Origin of the sequence: Delftia sp. ZNC0008 (assembly GCF_000799035.1) — a bacterium.
GTDB lineage: Bacteria > Pseudomonadota > Gammaproteobacteria > Burkholderiales > Burkholderiaceae_C > Comamonas > Comamonas tsuruhatensis.
Window position 1 is genome coordinate 1 of sequence record NZ_JTKZ01000235.1, and the last position, 19241, is coordinate 19241.

Consider the following 19241-nt stretch of genomic DNA (forward strand, 5'->3'; position numbering starts at 1 on the left):
CCACGCCCACGCCCGCGCGCACCCAGGGGCAGCGCGCGCCCACCGCAATGCTGGACGAGCTGATGGCCACGCCCAGCTGCCCGGTGCGCTCGCAGCGCCCCACAATCGAAAAAGTCATGGTTTCTTCCTCCTGCCGATGCAGCTGTACCAGGTGCTTGCTGTGGTTGACGCTCAGGCGCTGGCCCGCGGCTGCCAGTCATCGGGGATGACCGCGATCACATCGATCTCCATCAGCCACTGCGGCTGCCCCAGGGCCGAGATGCACAGCCCCGTGGAGATGGGAAACACGCCCTTGAGCCACTTGCCCACTTCCTGGTAGACGGGCTCGCGGTAGCGCGGGTCGATGATGTAGGTGGTGGTCTTGACGATGTGCGACAGGTCGCTGCCCGCTTCCTCCAGCAGCTGCTTGACGTTCTTCATCGCCTGCTCGGCCTGCTTTTGCGGATCGCCCAGGCCGACCAGGTTGCCCTCGAAATCGGTGCCGATCTGGCCGCGCACATAGACGGTGTTTCCGGCGCGCACGGCCTGGCACAGGTCGTTGTCCAGCGACTGGTTGGGATAGGTGTCCTTGGTGTTGAACATGCGGATGCGGGTATGGGTGGGCATGGTCTGGCTCCTGCAGGGGGTGGATGGGAAGGTGTCTCAGAGCGCGCTACCTGCTACCTGCTGCGGGCGGCGGCGTCGTAGTCGCTGTAGCGGCGCTGCTTGGCGATGTGGTCGGCCACGAACTTGGCGTCATGCCACACGCCCCAGATGAAGGACGAGCCACGGCGCGACAGCCAGGGCAGGCCCAGGAAGTAGATGCCCGGCTCATGGCCCACGCCGCGGTGGTGGCGTGGCTTGCCGCCGGGCTCGAAGCTGTCCACCTGCAGCCAGCTGAAGTCCACCCTGTAGCCCGTGGCCCAGATGATGGAGGTGATGCCTGCGGCGGCCAGGTCGAGTTCGCGCAGCGGATGGGTCACGCACTCGGGATCGGGCAGGCGCCTGCGCGCTTCGGGCTCCTCGGGCAGGTCCAGGCCGTTGCGGCGGATGTAGTCGTCGGCCGCATCGAGCATGGCCAGGTAGTTGGCGTCGCCGTTGGCGATGTTCTCGGCCAGGTCGTCCCTAAAGCGCACACTGCCATCGGCGAAGGACTCGGTCAGCCCCACCAGGGTGATGCCCTGGTGTCCCAGCGCGCGAAAGTCCACGGTGTGGCCGCCGCGCGCGCCGCTGACGGCAATGGTCACATGCTCGCGGCCGGGCTTGGCAATGGCCGCATCCCATTCGCCCAGCACGCCCAGCCACCAGCAGAAATCACGGCCGCGGTAGGCGCGCGGCGGCCGGTCATGCGCGCCTACCGAGAGAAACACCTTGCGGCCCGCGCGCTGCAGTTCGTCAGCGATCTGCACGCCCGAGGAGCCTGCGCCCACCACCAGCACGGCGCCTTCGGGCAGCTGCGCGGGGCGGTGGTAGTGCGCGGAATGGATCTGCAGCAGGCGGCCATCTGCGGGCGCAGCTGGCGCAGCCGGCGCTATCGGCGGGATCACCGGCACCTGGAACGGCCCCGTGGCCGCGATCACGTTGCGGGCCTCGATCACGCCCTCGGACGTTTCCACCGTGAAGCCCGGCCGGCCCTGGTTGCGCGTGACCCGCCTGACCTCCACGCCGGTGCGCACGGGCGCCTTGATCTGGCGGACATAGTCCTCGAAGTAGTCGGCCACCTCGTCCTTGCCGGGAAAGCCGTCGCGGTCGCCCTTGAACTCCAGGCCCGGAAAGCGGTCATGCCAGGCCGGCCCGTTGGCCACCAGCGAGTCCCAGCGCCCCGTGCGCCAGGCCTGGGCGATGCGCTGGCGCTCCAGCACCAGGTGCTCTACGCCGAGCTGGCTCAGGTGTTCGCTGGCCGCGATGCCGGCCTGCCCGGCGCCGACCACGAGCGTGTTGATGGTTTGGATTTCAGCTGTCATGGTGTGGGTCTCTCAGGAAAAAAAGGCGCAGGCCGTCCCGCATCGGCGCGGTGCCGACTGCCTTGGTGTGGTCCGCAACAAAAAAGGGAAGGAGGTGAAGGCCGCCCGTGCGGCGCTACAGGTACAGGTGCTTCACCACGTCGTTGGCCAGCAGCTCGCTGGCCGTGCCCGAGGCCACCAGCTGGCCCTTGAGCAGCAGATAGCCCGTGTGGGCGATGGACAGCGCCGCCTCGGCGTTCTGCTCGATGAGCAGCACGGTGATGCCTTGGCTGTGGATGCGCTGCACCGTCTCGAAGTACTCCTCGATGAGCTTGGGCGACAGCCCCAGCGTGGGCTCGTCCATCACCACCAGGCGCGGCTCGCCCATGAGTACGCGGCCCAGCGCCACCATGGCCTGCTCGCCGCCGGACAGCGTTCCCGCCGCCTGCGACAGGCGCTCGCCCACCCGGGGGAACAGGGCCACCACGCGCTCCAGCGCCTGGGCAAAGCCCTGCTGCGGGCGCAGCGCGTCGTGGCCGATCTTCAGGTTCTCCTGCACGGTCAGCTCGGCAAACAGGCGCCGCCCTTCGGGCACGAAGCCCACGCCCAGGCCGGCCAGGTCCTCGGTGCGCATGCGCGCCAGCGGCTGGCCCATGACGCGGATGGCGCCGTGGTGCACGGGCAGCAGGCCCGCAATGGCCTTGAAGGTGGTGGTCTTGCCCGCGCCGTTGGGGCCCAGCAGGCAGACGATGCTGTGCTCGGGCACCTGCAGCGAGACCTGGTTGAGCATGTTCACCACGCCATAGCGCGTGCTGATGGAGTCCAGTTCAAGCATGGCTGGCCTTTCTGCCCAGATAGGCTTCCTGCACGCGCGGCAGCCGGCGCACTGCCTCGAAGCTGTCGTCGCCGATCTTGCGTCCGTAGTCCAGCACCATCACGCGGTGCGGCAAGGTGGCGATGAGCCGCATGTCGTGCTCGATGATGATGAAGCCCAGCGCCGGATTGCCTTCGCGCAGGCGCTGGATGTCGGCGATCAGCGCATCGGTGTCGCGATCGTCCATGCCGCTGGAGGGCTCGTCCAGCAGCACGATGCGGGGCTCGGCGGCCAGGGCGCGCGCAATCTCCAGGCGGCGGCGGTCGGCCTGCGGCAGGCTGCTGGCCAGCACGTTGCGGCGCTGGTGCAGGTCGCTGGACACGCTTTGCAGCAGCGCGCAGGCGCGCTCGGCGCAGCGCTTCATCTCGGCGCGCGAGACGGCCGGGCGCAGCAGCGCGGTGAGCACGCCGCAGCGGGTGCGCGCGTGCATGCCGATGATCACGTTGTCCAGCACGCTCAGCGAGCCGAACAGCCGGCTGGTCTGGAAGGTGCGCGCAATGCCGGCGCCCGCGATGTCGTGCGCGGCCATGCCCTTGAGCGAGCGGCCTTGCAGCAGCACCTCGCCCTCGGTGGGCTGGTAGATGCCGGTCAGCAGGTTCAGCAAGGTGGACTTGCCCGCGCCGTTGGGCCCGATGATGCCCAGCACCTCGCCCGCCGCCAGGTGGATGTCCACGCCCTGCACCGCCGTCAGGCCGCCGAAGCGCATGGTCAGGCCACGCCCCTCCAGGACCAGCGGACCTGCGGGCGCGGCATGGTGGGTGGGATAGGAATCAATGCTCATGGTTGCGCACCCGTTGGGGGAAGATGCCGCGCGGGCGGATGATGAGGAAGGCGATCACCACCAGGCCGTAGAACAGGATGCGGTAGTCGGAAAACGCCCGCAGCTTCTCCGGCAGCATGGTCAGCAGGAAGGCGCCGACGATCACGCCCAGCGTGTTGTCCATGCCGCCTGCAATCACCAGCGTCATGATGGTCACGGACACCAGGAAGGTGAAGTTGTCCGGCGAGATGAAGCTCACATAGAACGCATACACCGTGCCCGCGAAGCCCGCCAGGAAGGCGTCCACCGCAAAGGCCTTGACCTTGAACCAGGTGACGTTGATGCCGCAGGCGCGCGCGGCGATCTCGTCGTCGCGCAGGGCATTCCAGGCCAGTCCCACGCGCGAGCTGTGCAGGCGCTGCGCCGAGACGATGGCCAGCCCCAGCAGGGCGACGGCCACGTAGTAGAAGTTGGCCTGGCCCGGCAGGCTGTGGCCCCACAGCGTGATGGGGTCGTTGAACGAATGGCCGAACAATGTGGGCGAAGGAATGCCCACCAGGCCGTTGGCGCCGCCCGTCCACTCCAGGTTCATCAGCAGCTGGTGCACGACGATGCCGAAAGCGATCGTCACCAGCGCCTGGTAGCTGTCGCGGGTGCGCATGGACGGCAGGCCCAGCAAAAAGCCGAAGACCGTGGCCACGGCGGCGGCCACCAGCAGGCAGATCCAGAAGCTCACGCCGAAGTGGATGGCCAGCAGGGCCGACGCATAGGCGCCGATGCCGTAGGACGCGCCAGTGGCGAAGTTCGGTATGTTGGCGCTGCCCAGCTGGAAGTTCAGCGCCAGCGCCAGCACCGCGTACAGGCAGGCAATGATCATCAGGTGCATGGCGTAGCTGTCACCGCCCAGCAACCACGGAAACACCAGGGCCAGCACCACGCCCGTGCCCACGGCCAGCGGCCTGCACTGGCCGAAGGCGGCCACGATGCGGTCCTCCACCAGCGGGCGTTTCTGCACCTCGACCAGGGCCACGGCAAAGCAGGCCAGCAGCGCCAGCACCGTGATCCAGCTTTCGGCCAGCAGGAACTGGCGCAGCAGCACGGCGCCCGCCAGGGCCACGCCCAGCACGATGGCGGCAGAGCCCGCACTCCGTGGCGCCGCCCGCGGCGGCGCCTGTATCGTCGTTGTCTGCATCACACCTTCTCCATTTTCTGAACGCCGAACAGGCCGGCGGGGCGAAAGATCAGCACCAGGATCACCAGCGCGAACACGAACACCAGGCGGTACGAGGTGCCGTTGGGCACATAGCCCTGCACGATGGTCTCGATGGCCGCAATCAGCAGGCTGCCGACAATGGCGCCCCCCAGCCGCCCCAGGCCGCCGACCACCGCGGCGGAAAAGCCGATCAGGCCCGCCTGCACGCCGAAGTCAAAGCGCACCACGCCCGCATAGCTGGCCAGGAAGATGCCGCCCACCGCGCCGGTGGCCGAGGCAATGAAGAAGGTGTTGCGAAACACCGGCCCCGGCGCAATCGAGAACAGCCGCGCGGTTTCGCGGTCCTGCGACACGGCGCGTATGCGCATGCCCATGGGCGTGTGGTGCAGCACATAGAGCAGCACGCCCACCAGCGCCACCGCCACCAGCACCGAGACCACGCTGATCAGGGGCAGCGGCCCGAACGGGGTGGGAACGGCCCCCTGCGCAATCGCCGGGAACGCGTGCGGATTGCTGCCCTGCGGGTACAGGTGGCGGATCAGCTCGCGGATCACGATGCCCAGCGCCACCGTGGCCACCAGCGGCATCATGGCCGGCGCATTGCGAAAGCGGCTGATCACCAGCCGGTCCAGGGCGATGCCCAGCCCTCCCACCGCCGCAATGGCCACCAGGCAGGCCAGGCCCAGCACCAGCCAGGGGGCCGAGCCGCCCAGCGCGGTGGCCAGGGCCTGCACGGCCGCCAGGGCGATGAAGGGGGCGACCATGGCCACGTCGCCATGGGAAAAGTGAATCACCTGCAGCACGCCAAACAACAGGCTGAAACCCAGGGCAAGCAGGCTGTAGATGCAGCCCAGGGTCAGCCAGTTGATGAGTTGCTGGAACAGCGCGTCATGCATCGATAGGGTTCCTCTTGTGTCGGGTTCGGCCGGGTTGGCGGGGCTTCGCTTGTCTCCATGTCACGCAGCCATTGAAGCAAGAAACCGCACAAAACCTGCGTCGCTTTTGCCGAGGCGCTGCTTCGGAAAACGCGATCCAGTCCCGGGCAGGTGCGGCGATACATTGATCCGGCGGCGTTGCCAGACAGCGCCGGCCAGCCCGCCATGCACCGTGGCGCCCCGCTGCCCCGGGCCCCGCCCGGGCCGCCATGGCTGCCCCTCGTCTTCACCTGAACAGGACCGACCGACCATGCAAGCCTTCACGACAACCACCGCCCTCCTGCCATCGCGCCGGCGCCTTGCCGCATCCGCCCTGGCGCTGGCCGCCGCCACGCTGGCCTGCGGCGCGGCCTGGTCCCAGTCCACCGTGAAGCTGGGCTTCATCGGCCCCGTCAGCGGCGGCAACGCACAGCAGGGCCTGGGCGCGAAGAACGGCTTCCTGCTGGCCATAGACCAGTGGAATGCCACGGCCGGCGTGCCGTTCAAGGTGGAGGGCGTGGTGCTGGACGATGCCTCCGACCCGCAGACCGGCGTGTCCGCCGCGCTCAAGCTGGTCAACGACCGCGACGTGGTGGGCGCCATAGGCCACTGGAACAGCCCCGTGGCCCTGGCCACGCTGCCGGTGTTCAACCGCGTGCAGATGCCCTTCATCGTCTGGGGCGCCATCGGCCCCAAGATCACCGACCAGAACTTCGCCAACACCACGCGCGTGACGCCCACCCTGGTCAACGAGAACAAGCCGCTGGCCGCCTGGGCCGCCACGGGCCTGGGCGCAAAAAAGATCGCCATCATTGCCGACACCAGCGACTACGGGCGCGCCAACCTGGCCTCGTTCGGCAGCTTCTACAAGGCAGAAAAAGGCAGCGTGGTGGCCGAGGAAAGCTACCCCGTGGGCACCACGGATTTCCGCTCCATCCTCACCAAGATCAAGAGCCTGAACCCCGACGCGGTCTACTTCGGCGGCGTGATCACCGAGGCCGGCATCGTGCGCAAGCAGATGGCCGAGCTGGGCATGAAGCAGCCCATGCTGGGCATCAGCGGCATCTTCGATCCGCAGCTCATCCAGATCGCCGGCCCGGCCGCGGACGGCACCATCGTCGGCACGCCCAAATCGCAGACCAACCCCCGTCTGGACGCCATGAGCCGCGCCTATGCCGCCAAGGGCTATGCCGACTCCGAGAGCCCGTACACCAAGTACGCCTACGACGCCACCGGCATCCTTTTGCAATCGCTCAAGACGGCAGGCACCAAGGACCGGCAGGCCGTGGCCAAGGCCATCCGCGCCATACGCTACGACGGCGTGACCGGTACCGTGACCTTTGATGCCAACGGCCAGACGCAGGTGCCCGTGGAGCTGCAGCTGCACGAGGTCAAAGACGGCAAGTGGGCCAGCCGCTGATGATCAGGACAGGCAGCCAGTACCGCGACTCCATCCGCGATGGCCGGCGGGTCTGGATGAACGGCGAGCGCGTCAACGACGTGACCACCCACCCCATGTTCAAGCCGCTGGTGGACATCCGTGCACGCATGTACGACCTGCAGCACGAGGCCGCGCTGCGCGACGCGCTCACCTACGACGAAGGCGACGGCGAGCGCCACCCCATCGCCCACAAGCTGCCGCTGACGCGCCAGGACTGGTGGGACAAGCGCCGCGCCACCGACCTGCTGCTGGAGGACATGGGCGGCGTGGTCATGCGCGTGGGCGACGAGAGCGTGGGCGAGATGTGGTCGCTGTTCGACGGCCAGGACGTGCTCAACGAGCTGGACCCGCGCTTTTCCGCCAACATCCGCACCCACATCCGCCGCGTGGTGCGTGGCGACCTGTTCCACGTATCGGCCAACACCGACCCCAAGGGCGACCGCTCGCGCCTGCCGCAGGACCAGGACCCCGACGTGCTGCTGCACGTGGTCAAGGAGACCGATGCAGGCGTCATCGTGCGCGGCGCCAAGTACGAGACCGCTGCCGCCTATGCCAACCAGGCCTTCACCAAGCCGGGGCTGGCGCACTGGGGCGACGCGGCGCAGTCCGAATACGCCATAGGCTTCATCTGCGACCTGGGCGCGCCCGGCCTGCGCTTCATCTGCCGCCCGGGCCTGGCCGCCCGCGCATCGGCCCAGGACCATCCGTTGAGCCATCGCTTCGACGAAGTGGATGCCATCGTGGTCTTCGACGACGTGCTGGTTCCCTGGGAGAACGTGCTGTTCTACCGCCACACCCGGGCCGCCCATTTCCTGCGCGAGACGCTGCACCGCTACTCGGCCTTCACCTTCCTGCAGCGCAGCCTGAAGCTGGCCGACATGCTGATAGGCACGGCCCTGCACAACGCGCGCCAGACCGGCGTGGAGAAGCTGCAGGCCGTGCAGGACAGGCTGGCCGGCCTGGCCTGCTACCGCGAAGGCATCAACGCCCACCTCACGGCCGCCATCGCGCTGGCCGAGCGCAGCCCGGCCGGGCTGATGATGCCCAACCAGTCGCTGCTGTTCACCGGAAGGTCGCTGGCCACCGGCCAGCTGCACCACATGATGAACACCGTGCGCGAGCTGTGCGGCGGCCAGGTCTGCCTGACGCCGGACCACGCCAGCTTCGAGAACGAGGACACCGGCCCCTGGCTGCGCAAGTTCTACACGCTCGGCCCGCAATCGCAGGCCGACGACCGCCGCAGGCTGCTGGCCTATGCGCGCGACCTGCTCGACTCGGACCACGCCGGCCACCGGCTCAGCTTCCAGCTGTTTGCGCAATGCCCGCCCTACGCCCAGACGGCGGCCGTGTACCGGCACTTCAACTGGGATGCGCCGCTGGACTTCGTGGGCAAGTCCGCCGGCCTGACGGACCGCGTGAAGGCCACGCAGGCGCCGGCCCAGGGCGACGGTGCGGTGGCGCAATGGTTTCGCAATCACAACGCCAGCGACTGAAGGCTGCCGGGGCCCGACCGCCGCACAATGCAGGCGCCTTGCGGGAAGGGCCTCTTGCAGCGCGCCCCGCCGCTTGGTCAACTACGCGGCAGGTCACCCTGGCCGCCCTCCCCCTCTCCACCTCTTGCGCACCGTGCTGACACGACTGACCTTCAGACAATTGGAATACTGCGTGGCAGCGGGCGAGTTCGGCAGCATTGCCGAGGCCGCCAACCGCATCCACGTCTCGCCTTCGTCCATCTCATCGGCCATCACCCAGGTGGAGGCCGAGCTGCAGGTGCCGCTGTTCGTGCGCCACCATGCGCAGGGCCTGTCCGTCACGCCCGCAGGCGCCGAAGTCCTGCGGGAGATCCGCAGCCTGCTCGACCAGGCCATGGCCTTGTACGACGTGGCCAGCAGCGCGCAAAGCCAGGTGCGCGGCCCCGTGCGCGTGGGCTGCTTCACCACGCTGGCGGCCATGGTCGCCCCCGAGCTGTGCCAGGGATTCGCGCGCGCCCACCCCAAGGCCACGGTCACCCAGATCGAGGACCACCAGGAAGGACTGATCCACAAGCTGCGCACCGCGCAGATCGATGTCGCCATCACCTACGACCTGCTGGTGGCCGAATCGGACATCTGCTTCGAGCCCCTGGCCCAGCTGCCGCCCATGGTCATCGTCAGTGAACTCAATCCGCTGGCCAACCACCGCTCCACCACGCTGGAGGCGCTGGCCCAGCTGCCCATGGTCCTGCTGGACCTGCCCCTGAGCCGTGAATACTTCATGTCGCTGTTCCGCGAAGCCGGCGTCTCGCCCCTGATCGCGGCCCGCAGCGCCAGCCCCGACGTGGTGCGCTCCCTGGTCGCCAACGACGTGGGCTACTCCCTGGTCAACGTGCGCCCGCGCAACTCCCATGCGCTGGACGGCAAGAAGATCGTCAACCTGCACCTGAACGGCAACCACCGCCCCATGAAACTCGGCCTGGCCTGGGCCCGCGAACAAAAGCCCCGCCATGTGGTGGAAGCCTTCATGCACCGCTGCCGCAGCTTCATCTCCAATGAATACATTCCGGGGATGACGGCGCCTGGGCGCGGGGAGGCGAACTGAGCGGCGCGCAGACCGAATCAGGGAGCCTGTCAGCTCGTGCTCTTGCGCACCTCGTAATGCAGCACCGCCATGCCCTCGCCAATCTGCCGCACGGACAACAAACGCAACACCGGATGCAGCACCCGGCGCGGGAACAGCGGCTTGCCCCGGCCCAGCGTGGCCGAGCCCACGCTCAGGATCATCTCGTCCAGCAGGCCCGCGTCGTAGAACTGCCCCGCCAGGTCTCCGCCCCCCATGATCCAGAGATTGCCCCCGCCTGCCGCAGCCTGCATCTGCGCATGCACGGCACGCACATCACCGCTGACAAACCGGATATCGGCCCCCGGGATACCAGGCAGCGTGCGGCTGGAAAACACCCAGGCAGGCTGCGTATAGGGCCACGCCGTCCCGGTCTCCCTGGCCACCGTCTCCGCGTGGCGCAGCATCCATTCGTAGGTGGCCGACCCCATGGCCAGCGCGCCCACGCCGGCAATGAACTCCGGGTAGCCCGTGGCCTGCATGTCGCCCAGCGGAAACAGCCAGTCCAGGGAGTCGTCCTCGGTGGCCAGGAATCCGTCGAGTGAGGTGGCGGCGAAGTATTGGGTCTTCATGGGGGAGATGGTAGCCAGGCAGGCGCGGCACGGCCATCCGCCGGGGTGTCGTGCAGGCCGCGCCTGGACCCCATCGTCAAATTTCTTTTGAAGCCGCCTTCAGTCTTGCGGGTCTTTTTCAATTGAAACGCCCAGGTCAACATCGCTCCATGCCCAGACGACTTGCGAACCGGGTTTCCGCCACCGCCCCAACACCTCTACAGCTCCGCCAAGGAACCGCATGACCACCGCCTCCACGCCCCTGTTTAGCCCCCTGCAGCTCGGCCCGCTCAGCCTGCCCAACCGCATGGTGATGGCCCCCATGACGCGCAGCCGCACCAGCCAGCCAGGCGACGTGCCCAACGCATTGATGGCCACCTACTACGCACAACGCGCCAGCGCCGGCCTGATCGTCTCGGAAGCCACCCAGATCTCCCGCCAGGGCCAAGGCTACAGCTTCACCCCCGGCATCTATTCAGAGGCGCAGGTGGACGGTTGGCGCCGCGTCACGGACGCAGTGCACGCCGCCGGCGGGCGCATGGTGCTGCAGCTGTGGCACGTTGGCCGCATGTCGCATGCCAGCTTTCACGCCGATGGCCTGCCGGTCGCGCCTTCGGCGCTGTCGCCCCAAGCCCAGGTCTGGGTGGTCGGCGACGACGGTGTCGGCCGCATGGTCGACTGCCCCGTACCGCGCGCACTGAGCGCACAGGACATCCAGGACGTGATCGGCGACTTCCGCAGGGGCGCGGCCAATGCGATGCGTGCCGGTTTCGATGGCGTGGAAATCCACGGCGGCAACGGCTACCTGATCGATCAGTTCCTGCGCACCACCTCCAACCAACGCACCGACGCCTACGGCGGCGGCATCGCCCAGCGCACGCGCTTCGCCGAAGAGGTCGCGGCCGCCGTGGCGGGCGAGGTCGGGGCAGAGCGCACCGGCATCCGCCTGGCGCCCTTCATCACGCAGCGCAACATGAACTGCCCGCAGATCATCGAGACCATCCTGCATCTGGCCAGCAGGCTCGACGAGATCGGCCTGGCCTACATCCACCTGTCGGAAGCCGATTGGGACGATGCGCCCGAGATTCCGCAAGACTTCCGCCACGCGCTGCGCCGCGCCTACCAGGGCAAGGTGATCGTTGCGGGCAAGTACGACGCGGAGCGCGCCCAAGCCATCCTGCACGAGGGCCTGGCAGACCTCGTCGCCTTCGGCCGCCCCTTCATTGCCAACCCGGACCTGCCGGCGCGCTACGCCGCCCAGGCGCCGCTGGCCGCATTCGATCCGAAGGCCCTGTTTGGCGGCGACGCGCGCGGCTACTCGGACTACGCAGCCCTGGCCACTGCCTGAAACCCTCCTTGCTCGCCCTCCTTGCTATCCCCTCTTCCTCAACCTTTGAAAGCACGACCATGAAAGCCGTTGGATACCAGAAGCCCCAAGCCATCAGCCAACCCGAATCGCTGATCGACATCACCCTGCCCGATCCCGTGGCCACCGGCCGCGACCTGCTGGTCGAAGTCAGGGCCGTGTCCGTCAATCCGGTGGACACCAAGGTGCGCGCCAGCGGCGCGCCCGCCGAGGGGCAAACGCACAAGGTGCTGGGCTGGGATGCCAGCGGCATCGTCAAGGCTGTGGGCCCCGAAGTCACGCTGTTCAAGCCGGGCGACCGCGTCTGGTACGCCGGCTCCATTGCGCGCCCTGGCACGAACAGCGAACTGCACCTGGTGGACGAGCGCATCGTGGGCCACGCGCCCAGGTCGCTGGACTTTGCACAGGCGGCGGCCCTGCCCCTGACCGCCATCACCGCGTGGGAGATGCTGTTCGACCGCCTGGGCATCGCGCCGGGCAAGCACCCCAGCCACAAGACGCTGCTCATCATCGGCGCCTCCGGCGGCGTGGGCTCCATCCTCACGCAGCTGGCCACGCGGCTGACCAGCCTTACCGTCATCGGCACCGCATCGCGGCCCGAGACGCAGGCCTGGGTCAAGGAGCTCGGCGCCCACCACGTGATCGATCACAGCCAGCCGATTGCCGACGAACTCAAGCGCATCGGCTTTCCCACGGTGGACCACATCGTGAGCCTCACGCAGACCGACCTGCACTTCGCACAGATCGTCGAGGCGATCGCGCCCCAGGGAAAATTCGGCCTGATCGACGATCCCGCGTCGCTGGATATCACCAAGCTCAAGCGCAAGTCGGTGTCGGTGCACTGGGAATTGATGTTCACCCGCGCCCTGTTCGGCACCGACGACATGATCGGCCAGCACCGCCTGCTCAACGAGGTTGCCGCACTGGTCGATGCCGGCCTGATCCGCACCACGCTGGCCGAGCGCTTCGGCAGCATCAACGCCGACAACCTCAAGCGCGCCCATGCCCTGATCGAGTCGGGCAAGGCGCGCGGCAAGGTGGTGCTGGAGAACTGGGGCTGAGCCATGAAGAAAGAGACCATTTTCAACCTGGCCATCCTTGAGGCGAAGGCCGGCCAGCAAGACCAGCTGCGCGACGCCCTGCGCGCGCTGGTGCCATTCACCCGGCAGGAGGCCGGATGCCTGGACTACACGCTGTTCGAGCTGGCGGACAAACCCGGCACCTTCTACATGCGGGAGTCATTCAGGAACCAGGCAGCGCTGGATGCGCACTTCAGCATGCCGTACTTCAAGGCGTTCGAGAAACGCTTCGACGAACTGCTGGCACGCCCCCTGCAACTGGTGGGCCTGAAGGAAGTGCCCTGACGGGCGGTACGGGCCTGGGCGGTACGGGTCCGGCCGACGACTAGCGCGCGGCTGCAACGCGCCGCCCCCACGCTGGCGGCAGCGTGGGGGTTGCCGCCGACAGCTCGTCCCATACGTACTGGGCGGCAAAGCCGTGGTGACGGCTGCGTGAGCGCACCAGGCAGGCTTGCCGGCCCAGATTTCTTTCGGCCAACGGGACTGCGTCCTGCACGTCCAGGCTCATTGCCGCAGCACCGTTGAGCAACGCAACCATGCCGTTTTCACGGGCGGCATGCACCAGGTCCTCCAGCGTATCGGACTCCAGATGCACGCCCGGCTTCAGCCCCTGCGCCGCAAAGGCGTTGTCGAGCTGGCGCCGCATGGCGTATTCGCTTGGCAGCAAGGCCAGGGGGTGGTTCGCGACCTCGCTGAGCTCCAGCAGGCGTCGCCGCCGGCGGGGCTTCAATCCCACGGCCACCACCGGCTCGTCGAAACAGGCCAGGATCTCCAGATCGGCATGCGGCTCCGGGTCGAAGCTGACGGCGAGATCGAAATCGCCACGCAACACGCCCTCCACCAAGGCCTGTGCGGTGCGCCTGCGCAGTGCGATCGCCAGCTGCGGCCACTGCGCCTGGGCACTGCGCACGACGGGCAGTACCCAGCATCCCGCGTAGGACTGCACCAGGCCGATGCGCACCAGGCCCGCCACGGTGCTCGCACGCGCTTGCACGTCGCGCAGCGCCGCCTGCAGCTCCCTGAGGCAGGCCGACACCCGGCGGTCGAGCTCATGTCCGGAGGCCGTGGCTACGGCGCGCCCGCTCGCACGGTCGAACAGCTGCACGTCCAGGGTCGATTCCAGCAAGGCGATCTGCTCCGACAGCGCCGCCTGCGAGATCGAGGCATCGCGCGATGCCGCACTGAAGCTGTGCGCCCGCATCGCCGACACGAAGTAGCGCAACTGGCGCAATGAGACGAGATCAAGGGGGTCGCGGTTGCGTGCGGACATGGCCATCGGATTATCCGATAGGCGCGGCCAGAAAATGCGAATTGCGAAGAAACAAGGGCCTGCCGACACTACGGCCACGAGACAACTCTGGTCACGAGAGCACCGATGAAACGACGCAACTTCCTTCAGTACGCCAGCACGGCGACGGCCATTTCAGCCATGGGCGCAAGCCCCTCGGCGCGCGCACAGGCATTCCCTTCCAAGCCCATCCGCATCATCTGCCCCTATCCGGCAGGTGCGACCACCGATGCCGTCTCCCGCCTGATGGCGAATGCCTTGCAGACGGACAGCGGCAGCACGGTGATCGTCGACAACCGCAGCGGTGCGGGCGGCAACATCGGCACGGAGGCGGCAGCACGCGCAGAGGCCGACGGCTACACGCTGCTGCTGGGCGCGCTCGGCCCCATGGCCGCGAACCCGGCGCTGTACTCCAGGCTCAACTTCGATCCGGCCAAGGACTTCACACCGCTGGCATGGGCCGCCTCGGTGCCGTTGATCTGGGCCGTGCATCCCTCCTTCCCGGCGGCCACGGCCAAGGAGGCGCTCGAATGGCTGCGCAAGAACCCGGGCAAGTTCTCCTACGCATCCGCCGGCAACGGCACGCCGCAGCACCTGGCGGGAGAACTCGTCAAGCGCCAGACCGGCACCTCGATCCTGCACATTCCCTACCGCGGCTCCGCGCCGGCACTCAACGACGTGCTGGGCGGCACGGTGCAGATGGTGTTCGAAGCCACGCCGGCCATCCTGCAGCATGTGCAAAGCGGGCGCCTGAAGGCGCTGGCCGTGACGTCCGCCAGGCGCATTCCTGCGCTGCCCGGCGTGCCCACGCTCAAGGAATCGGGCGTGGACGCCGAGATCAGCGGTTGGTACGGCTTCCTCGCGCCCGCCGCGACCCCGGCCGACCGCAAGGCCTGGCTGATCAAGCACATGGGCGCGGCGCTGGCGGCCAAGGCCACACAGGACAGGCTGGCCGAACTCGGCTCGGTGCCCATCGACAACTCGCCCCAGGCATTCGCACGCCTGCTGGACAGCGAGCGGGCACGCTGGCAGACGCTGATCCGCGAAGTCGGCATCAAGCTCGACTGAAGGCACCGCCCCATGCCGCACATCGCCATCGAGGTATCACCATCCTTGCTCCCGTCGATCCAGTGGGAGCCGGTCCTGCACGCCATGCACCTTGCGCTGGCCGAGCGCGGATGGGCACGGCTCGCGGACCTGAAGTCGCGCGTGGCACCCATAGCCGTCGGACTGTGCGGCGACGACCGCCACGCGCAGCAACTCATCGCCACCCTGACGCTGACCAACCCGCGCCCGCCGCAGATGTGCTCGGCCATGGCCGAGGTCGTGTTCGAGCATCTCTCGCGCGCGATCGGTGCGATCGGTGCGATCGGCCCGTTCGAAGCGCCCCCGGAATCAGCGGCGTGGGTGCAGTGCTGCGTGTTCCTGCAGGAGCACCCGAAGTCGCACTACTTCAAGCGGCAATGGAACGCGCCGCCGCCCGCTCCCCCAATTCCATGACAAGGGGAAAAGCGCCATGTGTTGCGGCTGGCGGTTGGCCGCTGATCGCTGATCGCGCGCTGCCGGCTCAGGCCGCCAGGCCTGCGGCCAGCTGCCGCACGGCGCGGGCACTGGCGCCCTTGCCGGTGATGGCCACCGCCGGAGGGTGGGCCAGCATGCGCTCGAAGACCTTGCGCACTTCCTCGGCACCGATGCCATCGATCATCGCCAGCGTTTCGGCCACGGACGTCACGCTGCCATGGGCAAAGAGGTCCTCGACAGCCCGCTCCATGGTGGCGTAGGTCCGCTCGCCCGCACGCACCCGCGAGACCGCCAGCTGGTTCTTGGCCCGCTCCAGATGCACGGGGTCGATGCCGGCAGCCTGGGCGCGCAGCAGGCCGCCTGTCGCAGCCACCAGCGCTTCGAGCTTGTCCGGCGTCGTGACGGCATGCACGATGAAATTGGCCCACACGTCACCGCCCTCCATCGCCGCATAGGCCGTATAGGCCAGTCCGAGCCGTTCACGCACGGTATCGACCAGGGGCGACGACATCCCCTCGCCCAGCAGATGGGCCGCCAGCGAGGCCACGAGACGCGCACGCTGCGGGTGCTCGCCCTGCAGCTGCTCGAACACCAGGGGATAGGCCAGGTTCACGAACACCTGGGACACCTGCGTGAAGCGTTGCGCCAGGGCCTGCCCCACATACTTTGCGGGCTGAGGGGGCAGCGCCACAGCGGGATCGGCCGACGCAGGCATGCCGGCGAACAGCTGCGCCGCCTGCTCCAGCCAGGCCGGCACATCGAAGTTTCCGGCCGCGACGACGACGGTCTTTTCTCCCACGTAATGGGTTTGCACATGGCGCACCAGATCCTGCCGGGTGAAGCCTTCGATATTGGCCACCGTGCCGATCACCGGCATGCCCATGGGGTCATCGCCCCAGATGGCGCGGTCCAGCAGATCGCCGGCGCTGTCCTCCGGGTCCTCTTCGTACTCGATGGCCTCCTGCCGGATCACCTGCAGCTCCCTTTGCAATTCATGCTCGGGAAACACGCTGTTCAGCACGATGTCCGCAATCATTCCCAGCAAGGCCTGCGCATGCCAGCCCAGGCCGGTCATGAAATAGCCGGTGATGTCCTTGCCGGTGAAGGCGTTGACCTCCGCGCCCAGCCGCTCCGCATCCAGGTTGATCTCCTGCACGGAACGCGTATGCGTGCCCTTGAACGCCATGTGTTCCAGCACATGGCTGATGCCGTTGCTGGTGGAGGTCTCGTCGCGGGAGCCCACGCGCAGGAACACACCCACGCTGACGCTCTGCAAATGCGGCATAGGCAGCGCCAGCAGCCGCACTCCGTTCGCAAGAGTGCGCAAGGCCATGGCAGGCCGCTCCAGTTCGGTTGCCGCCAGGGGCTTTTCTTGAATCATGGGCTATTGTCGTCGCGCTCCAGAGGATGCGCAGGGCAGGCCTCTTCAGCCCTCTTTCGTGCGTCTGTGATCAAAGCTGCGGGGAGCTCGGCCGCAGCCCATGCGCCACCAGCACACAGCAAGGCGGACAAGGTCTGGGACCCTGCGCGTTACCCCTCAAACTAGCTGGATCTCTGTCGCGAGGCACGATGGAACCATTTCTCATTTCCATACAAACAAACATGCTGACCATTGATTTCGATGACTTCAAATTCGATATCGTGCCGACTTCTCGTTCCATCGAGGAAGATGGCGTCCCTTATAGGGACTGGTTGACCCTCAATGTAAAAATCACGGACGGCAATTTTTCGGGCAGTGTTCAGTGGTTGACAATGCCAGCCGAAATCAAAAAATTCCAGCAAGACCTTTCACAGGCCTATGGATCATTGATAGCGGGCAATTTTGATATTGAACCTGTCCAACTCTCGGGGATCGAGCCTCAATTTCTGCTTGCCATCGGGGTGGCGAACGCATGGGGCCACCTGTTCGCGCAATACACCATGAAGGACTCCCCGGACGGCCCCGAGCTCAAAGGCTCGTTCGGATTGGATCAGAGCTTTCTTCCCGAATGGATCCGTGACCTGGATGAATTGCTGGAATTCCGCGGCCATTAAGAGCCGATAGCACAATTTACCCAGAGCTCAGCACAATCACAAAATTTAATGCATTGGGCCCAGATAATTCCAGCCTTGCCAAAGTCAGAAACAAAAAAGCCCGCATTGATGCGGGCTTGATGCGGAAATACGGCCGGACGACCCCGGCCGTTTCCTATTGCGCAATCATTCCCACTCTATTGTAAACAAGACATTTTTATCTTTTATATTCAATGGCTTATTTTCCTGCTAATTGGTAATACCATGAAAAATACCATGCTCAGAAAAGGCTTAACAATATTTTGAAAAATTGCCTACTGAGCGCTGCCGCACAGCTCCATAGGCCGCTTTCCTGGCTTTGCTTCCAGATGTATGCTCTTCTGCTCCTGCAGCTAATGGATCACCGCAAACAGGTTACTCGCCTGGGGATTCCCTTTCGACCCGAGCATCCGTATGAGACTCATGCTCGATTATTATTATTATAGAAGCCCCCATGAATAAATCGCTCATCATTTTCGGCATCGTCAACATAACCTCGGACAGTTTCTCCGATGGAGGCCGGTATCTGGCGCCAGACGCAGCCATTGCGCAGGCGCGTAAGCTGATGGCCGAGGGGGCAGATGTGATCGACCTCGGTCCGGCATCCAGCAATCCCGACGCCGCGCCTGTTTCGTCCGACACAGAAATCGCGCGTATCGCGCCGGTGCTGGACGCGCTCAAGGCAGATGGCATTCCCGTCTCGCTCGACAGTTATCAACCCGCGACGCAAGCCTATGCCTTGTCGCGTGGTGTGGCCTATCTCAATGATATTCGCGGTTTTCCAGACGCTGCGTTCTATCCGCAATTGGCGAAATCATCTGCCAAACTCGTCGTTATGCATTCGGTGCAAGACGGGCAGGCAGATCGGCGCGAGGCACCCGCTGGCGACATCATGGATCACATTGCGGCGTTCTTTGACGCGCGCATCGCGGCGCTGACGGGTGCCGGTATCAAACGCAACCGCCTTGTCCTTGATCCCGGCATGGGGTTTTTTCTGGGGGCTGCTCCCGAAACCTCGCTCTCGGTGCTGGCGCGGTTCGATGAATTGCGGCTGCGCTTCGATTTGCCGGTGCTTCTGTCTGTTTCGCGCAAATCCTTTCTGCGCGCGCTCACAGGCCGTGGTCCGGGGGATGTCGGGGCCGCGACACTCGCTGCAGAGCTTGCCGCCGCCGCAGGTGGAGCTGACTTCATCCGCACACACGAGCCGCGCCCCTTGCGCGACGGGCTGGCGGTATTGGCGGCGCTGAAAGAAACCGCAAGAATTCGTTAACTGCACATTCGGGATATTTCTCTATATTCGCGGTTCAGCAGGCATGTCCCCTTTGAGGGCGACCCGACGACAGGATAATCGACCTTATGGTGCGCAAATATTTCGGCACAGACGGTATTCGTGGCAAAGCCAACGAAGGCGCGATGACGGCGGAAACCGCCTTGCGCGTCGGCATGGCGGCTGGCCGTGTCTTTCGTCGCGGTGACCACCGCCATCGTGTCGTGATCGGCAAGGATACGCGCCTGTCGGGCTATATGCTTGAACCCGCGCTCACAGCCGGTTTCACCTCGATGGGCATGGACGTATTCCTTTTTGGCCCGCTGCCGACAACGTATAGGAAGAATAAACGCCCTTTTCACCCAAGTCCAACAGCTTTGGACCGCAGTTGACTCTTT

General features: G+C 66.3%; 20 protein-coding genes and 1 pseudogene. 11 read left to right on the forward strand and 10 right to left on the reverse strand.

The annotated features are described in order from the left end of the window. The 7 genes from L995_RS31885 to L995_RS07780 form a co-directional block, all read right to left on the reverse strand. A partial coding sequence (locus L995_RS31885; RefSeq protein ID WP_156136012.1) for a DUF1028 domain-containing protein occupies positions 1-118 on the reverse strand: 118 nt, incomplete at its 3' end. A 53-nt stretch (positions 119-171) separates the two neighbouring features. Further along, positions 172-606 carry a RidA family protein gene (locus L995_RS07755; protein WP_047470736.1) on the reverse strand — a complete coding sequence of 145 codons (435 nt, stop codon included), beginning with the start codon at positions 604-606 and terminating at the stop codon, positions 172-174. 53 nt (positions 607-659) lie between these two features. After that, on the reverse strand, positions 660-1943 hold the full coding sequence (locus L995_RS07760) for a flavin-containing monooxygenase (protein WP_047470738.1): 1284 nt from the start codon (positions 1941-1943) through the stop codon (positions 660-662). Positions 1944-2058: 115 nt separating this feature from the next. Beyond that, positions 2059-2757: an ABC transporter ATP-binding protein gene (locus L995_RS07765; protein WP_016448200.1), complete on the reverse strand. Its 699-nt coding sequence runs from the start codon at positions 2755-2757 to the stop codon at positions 2059-2061. Then, positions 2750-3577, reverse strand: a complete 828-nt coding sequence (locus L995_RS07770; RefSeq protein WP_047470740.1) for an ABC transporter ATP-binding protein — start codon at positions 3575-3577, stop codon at positions 2750-2752. The genes L995_RS07765 and L995_RS07770 overlap by 8 nt, the downstream gene beginning before the upstream one ends. After that, positions 3567-4748, reverse strand: a complete 1182-nt coding sequence (locus tag L995_RS07775; protein ID WP_047470742.1) for a branched-chain amino acid ABC transporter permease — start codon at positions 4746-4748, stop codon at positions 3567-3569. Before L995_RS07775 ends, L995_RS07770 begins: the two co-directional genes overlap by 11 nt. Continuing rightward, complete coding sequence (locus L995_RS07780) at positions 4748-5665, reverse strand: branched-chain amino acid ABC transporter permease (protein ID WP_016452303.1); 918 nt, start codon at positions 5663-5665, stop codon at positions 4748-4750. Before L995_RS07780 ends, L995_RS07775 begins: the two co-directional genes overlap by 1 nt. A gap of 289 nt (positions 5666-5954) precedes the next feature. On the opposite strand from L995_RS07780, the gene L995_RS07785 reads away from it, so the two are divergent. From L995_RS07785 to L995_RS07795, 3 genes are all read left to right on the forward strand, one after another. After that, entirely contained in the window at positions 5955-7103 is a 1149-nt protein-coding gene (locus L995_RS07785) for a branched-chain amino acid ABC transporter substrate-binding protein (protein ID WP_047470744.1), read from the forward strand. Further along, positions 7103-8617, forward strand: coding sequence for a 4-hydroxyphenylacetate 3-hydroxylase family protein (locus L995_RS07790; protein WP_026062743.1), 1515 nt, complete (start codon positions 7103-7105; stop codon positions 8615-8617). Before L995_RS07785 ends, L995_RS07790 begins: the two co-directional genes overlap by 1 nt. Before the next feature lie 133 nt (positions 8618-8750). After that, the gene (locus L995_RS07795) at positions 8751-9701 is read left to right on the forward strand and encodes a LysR family transcriptional regulator (RefSeq protein WP_016448205.1); all 951 of its coding nucleotides are present in this window, start codon (positions 8751-8753) and stop codon (positions 9699-9701) included. A 29-nt stretch (positions 9702-9730) separates the two neighbouring features. Here the strand turns inward: L995_RS07795 and L995_RS07800 are convergent, their stop codons facing one another. Further along, complete coding sequence (locus L995_RS07800) at positions 9731-10291, reverse strand: dihydrofolate reductase family protein (RefSeq protein ID WP_047470746.1); 561 nt, start codon at positions 10289-10291, stop codon at positions 9731-9733. A gap of 220 nt (positions 10292-10511) precedes the next feature. Here L995_RS07800 and L995_RS07805 point away from each other — a divergent pair, with 220 nt between their 5' ends. Genes L995_RS07805 through L995_RS07815 form a run of 3 tightly spaced genes read left to right on the forward strand, consistent with a single transcriptional unit; the run spans position 10512 to position 13000 of the window. Continuing rightward, positions 10512-11618, forward strand: coding sequence for an alkene reductase (locus L995_RS07805; protein WP_047470749.1), 1107 nt, complete (start codon positions 10512-10514; stop codon positions 11616-11618). A gap of 59 nt (positions 11619-11677) precedes the next feature. Beyond that, positions 11678-12697 carry a zinc-binding alcohol dehydrogenase family protein gene (locus tag L995_RS07810; protein WP_047470751.1) on the forward strand — a complete coding sequence of 340 codons (1020 nt, stop codon included), beginning with the start codon at positions 11678-11680 and terminating at the stop codon, positions 12695-12697. A 3-nt stretch (positions 12698-12700) separates the two neighbouring features. Then, a complete protein-coding gene (locus L995_RS07815) occupies positions 12701-13000 on the forward strand; it encodes a putative quinol monooxygenase (protein WP_047470753.1) in 300 nt (99 codons plus the stop codon). Between the two features lie 40 nt (positions 13001-13040). Here the strand turns inward: L995_RS07815 and L995_RS07820 are convergent, their stop codons facing one another. After that, complete coding sequence (locus tag L995_RS07820; RefSeq protein WP_231574382.1) at positions 13041-13985, reverse strand: LysR family transcriptional regulator; 945 nt, start codon at positions 13983-13985, stop codon at positions 13041-13043. A 105-nt stretch (positions 13986-14090) separates the two neighbouring features. On the opposite strand from L995_RS07820, the gene L995_RS07825 reads away from it, so the two are divergent. Both L995_RS07825 and L995_RS07830 read left to right on the forward strand, forming a co-directional pair. Continuing rightward, complete coding sequence (locus L995_RS07825; RefSeq protein WP_047470757.1) at positions 14091-15071, forward strand: Bug family tripartite tricarboxylate transporter substrate binding protein; 981 nt, start codon at positions 14091-14093, stop codon at positions 15069-15071. Positions 15072-15083: 12 nt separating this feature from the next. Next, a complete protein-coding gene (locus tag L995_RS07830; RefSeq protein ID WP_047470759.1) occupies positions 15084-15503 on the forward strand; it encodes a 5-carboxymethyl-2-hydroxymuconate Delta-isomerase in 420 nt (139 codons plus the stop codon). A 67-nt stretch (positions 15504-15570) separates the two neighbouring features. Here the strand turns inward: L995_RS07830 and L995_RS07835 are convergent, their stop codons facing one another. Then, complete coding sequence (locus tag L995_RS07835; protein ID WP_047470765.1) at positions 15571-16857, reverse strand: M16 family metallopeptidase; 1287 nt, start codon at positions 16855-16857, stop codon at positions 15571-15573. A 236-nt stretch (positions 16858-17093) separates the two neighbouring features. Between L995_RS07835 and L995_RS07840 the strand changes: the two genes are divergently transcribed. From L995_RS07840 to glmM, 3 genes and pseudogenes are all read left to right on the forward strand, one after another. After that, a complete protein-coding gene (locus L995_RS07840; protein WP_442855466.1) occupies positions 17094-17558 on the forward strand; it encodes a WapI family immunity protein in 465 nt (154 codons plus the stop codon). Positions 17559-18030: 472 nt separating this feature from the next. Further along, a complete protein-coding gene (gene sul2, locus L995_RS07845; protein ID WP_001043260.1) occupies positions 18031-18846 on the forward strand; it encodes a sulfonamide-resistant dihydropteroate synthase Sul2 in 816 nt (271 codons plus the stop codon). An 86-nt stretch (positions 18847-18932) separates the two neighbouring features. Further along, positions 18933-19175, forward strand: a pseudogene (gene glmM, locus L995_RS07850) (phosphoglucosamine mutase); the annotation flags it as partial. Positions 19176-19241: the final 66 nt, after the last annotated feature.

Excerpts from the sequence above, each read along its gene's own strand:
- L995_RS07755 (WP_047470736.1), bottom strand. The coding sequence starts at position 606 with ATGCCCACCCATACCCGCATCCGCATGTTCAACACCAAGGACACCTAT.
- L995_RS07760 (WP_047470738.1), bottom strand. The coding sequence starts at position 1,943 with ATGACAGCTGAAATCCAAACCATCAACACGCTCGTGGTCGGCGCCGGG.
- L995_RS07765 (WP_016448200.1), bottom strand. The coding sequence starts at position 2,757 with ATGCTTGAACTGGACTCCATCAGCACGCGCTATGGCGTGGTGAACATG.
- L995_RS07770 (WP_047470740.1), bottom strand. The coding sequence starts at position 3,577 with ATGAGCATTGATTCCTATCCCACCCACCATGCCGCGCCCGCAGGTCCG.
- L995_RS07775 (WP_047470742.1), bottom strand. The coding sequence starts at position 4,748 with ATGCAGACAACGACGATACAGGCGCCGCCGCGGGCGGCGCCACGGAGT.
- L995_RS07780 (WP_016452303.1), bottom strand. The coding sequence starts at position 5,665 with ATGCATGACGCGCTGTTCCAGCAACTCATCAACTGGCTGACCCTGGGC.
- L995_RS07785 (WP_047470744.1), top strand. The coding sequence starts at position 5,955 with ATGCAAGCCTTCACGACAACCACCGCCCTCCTGCCATCGCGCCGGCGC.
- L995_RS07790 (WP_026062743.1), top strand. The coding sequence starts at position 7,103 with ATGATCAGGACAGGCAGCCAGTACCGCGACTCCATCCGCGATGGCCGG.
- L995_RS07800 (WP_047470746.1), bottom strand. The coding sequence starts at position 10,291 with ATGAAGACCCAATACTTCGCCGCCACCTCACTCGACGGATTCCTGGCC.
- L995_RS07805 (WP_047470749.1), top strand. The coding sequence starts at position 10,512 with ATGACCACCGCCTCCACGCCCCTGTTTAGCCCCCTGCAGCTCGGCCCG.
- L995_RS07810 (WP_047470751.1), top strand. The coding sequence starts at position 11,678 with ATGAAAGCCGTTGGATACCAGAAGCCCCAAGCCATCAGCCAACCCGAA.
- L995_RS07815 (WP_047470753.1), top strand. The coding sequence starts at position 12,701 with ATGAAGAAAGAGACCATTTTCAACCTGGCCATCCTTGAGGCGAAGGCC.
- L995_RS07820 (WP_231574382.1), bottom strand. The coding sequence starts at position 13,985 with ATGTCCGCACGCAACCGCGACCCCCTTGATCTCGTCTCATTGCGCCAG.
- L995_RS07825 (WP_047470757.1), top strand. The coding sequence starts at position 14,091 with ATGAAACGACGCAACTTCCTTCAGTACGCCAGCACGGCGACGGCCATT.
- L995_RS07830 (WP_047470759.1), top strand. The coding sequence starts at position 15,084 with ATGCCGCACATCGCCATCGAGGTATCACCATCCTTGCTCCCGTCGATC.
- L995_RS07835 (WP_047470765.1), bottom strand. The coding sequence starts at position 16,857 with ATGGCCTTGCGCACTCTTGCGAACGGAGTGCGGCTGCTGGCGCTGCCT.
- L995_RS07840 (WP_442855466.1), top strand. The coding sequence starts at position 17,094 with ATGGAACCATTTCTCATTTCCATACAAACAAACATGCTGACCATTGAT.
- sul2 (WP_001043260.1), top strand. The coding sequence starts at position 18,031 with ATGAATAAATCGCTCATCATTTTCGGCATCGTCAACATAACCTCGGAC.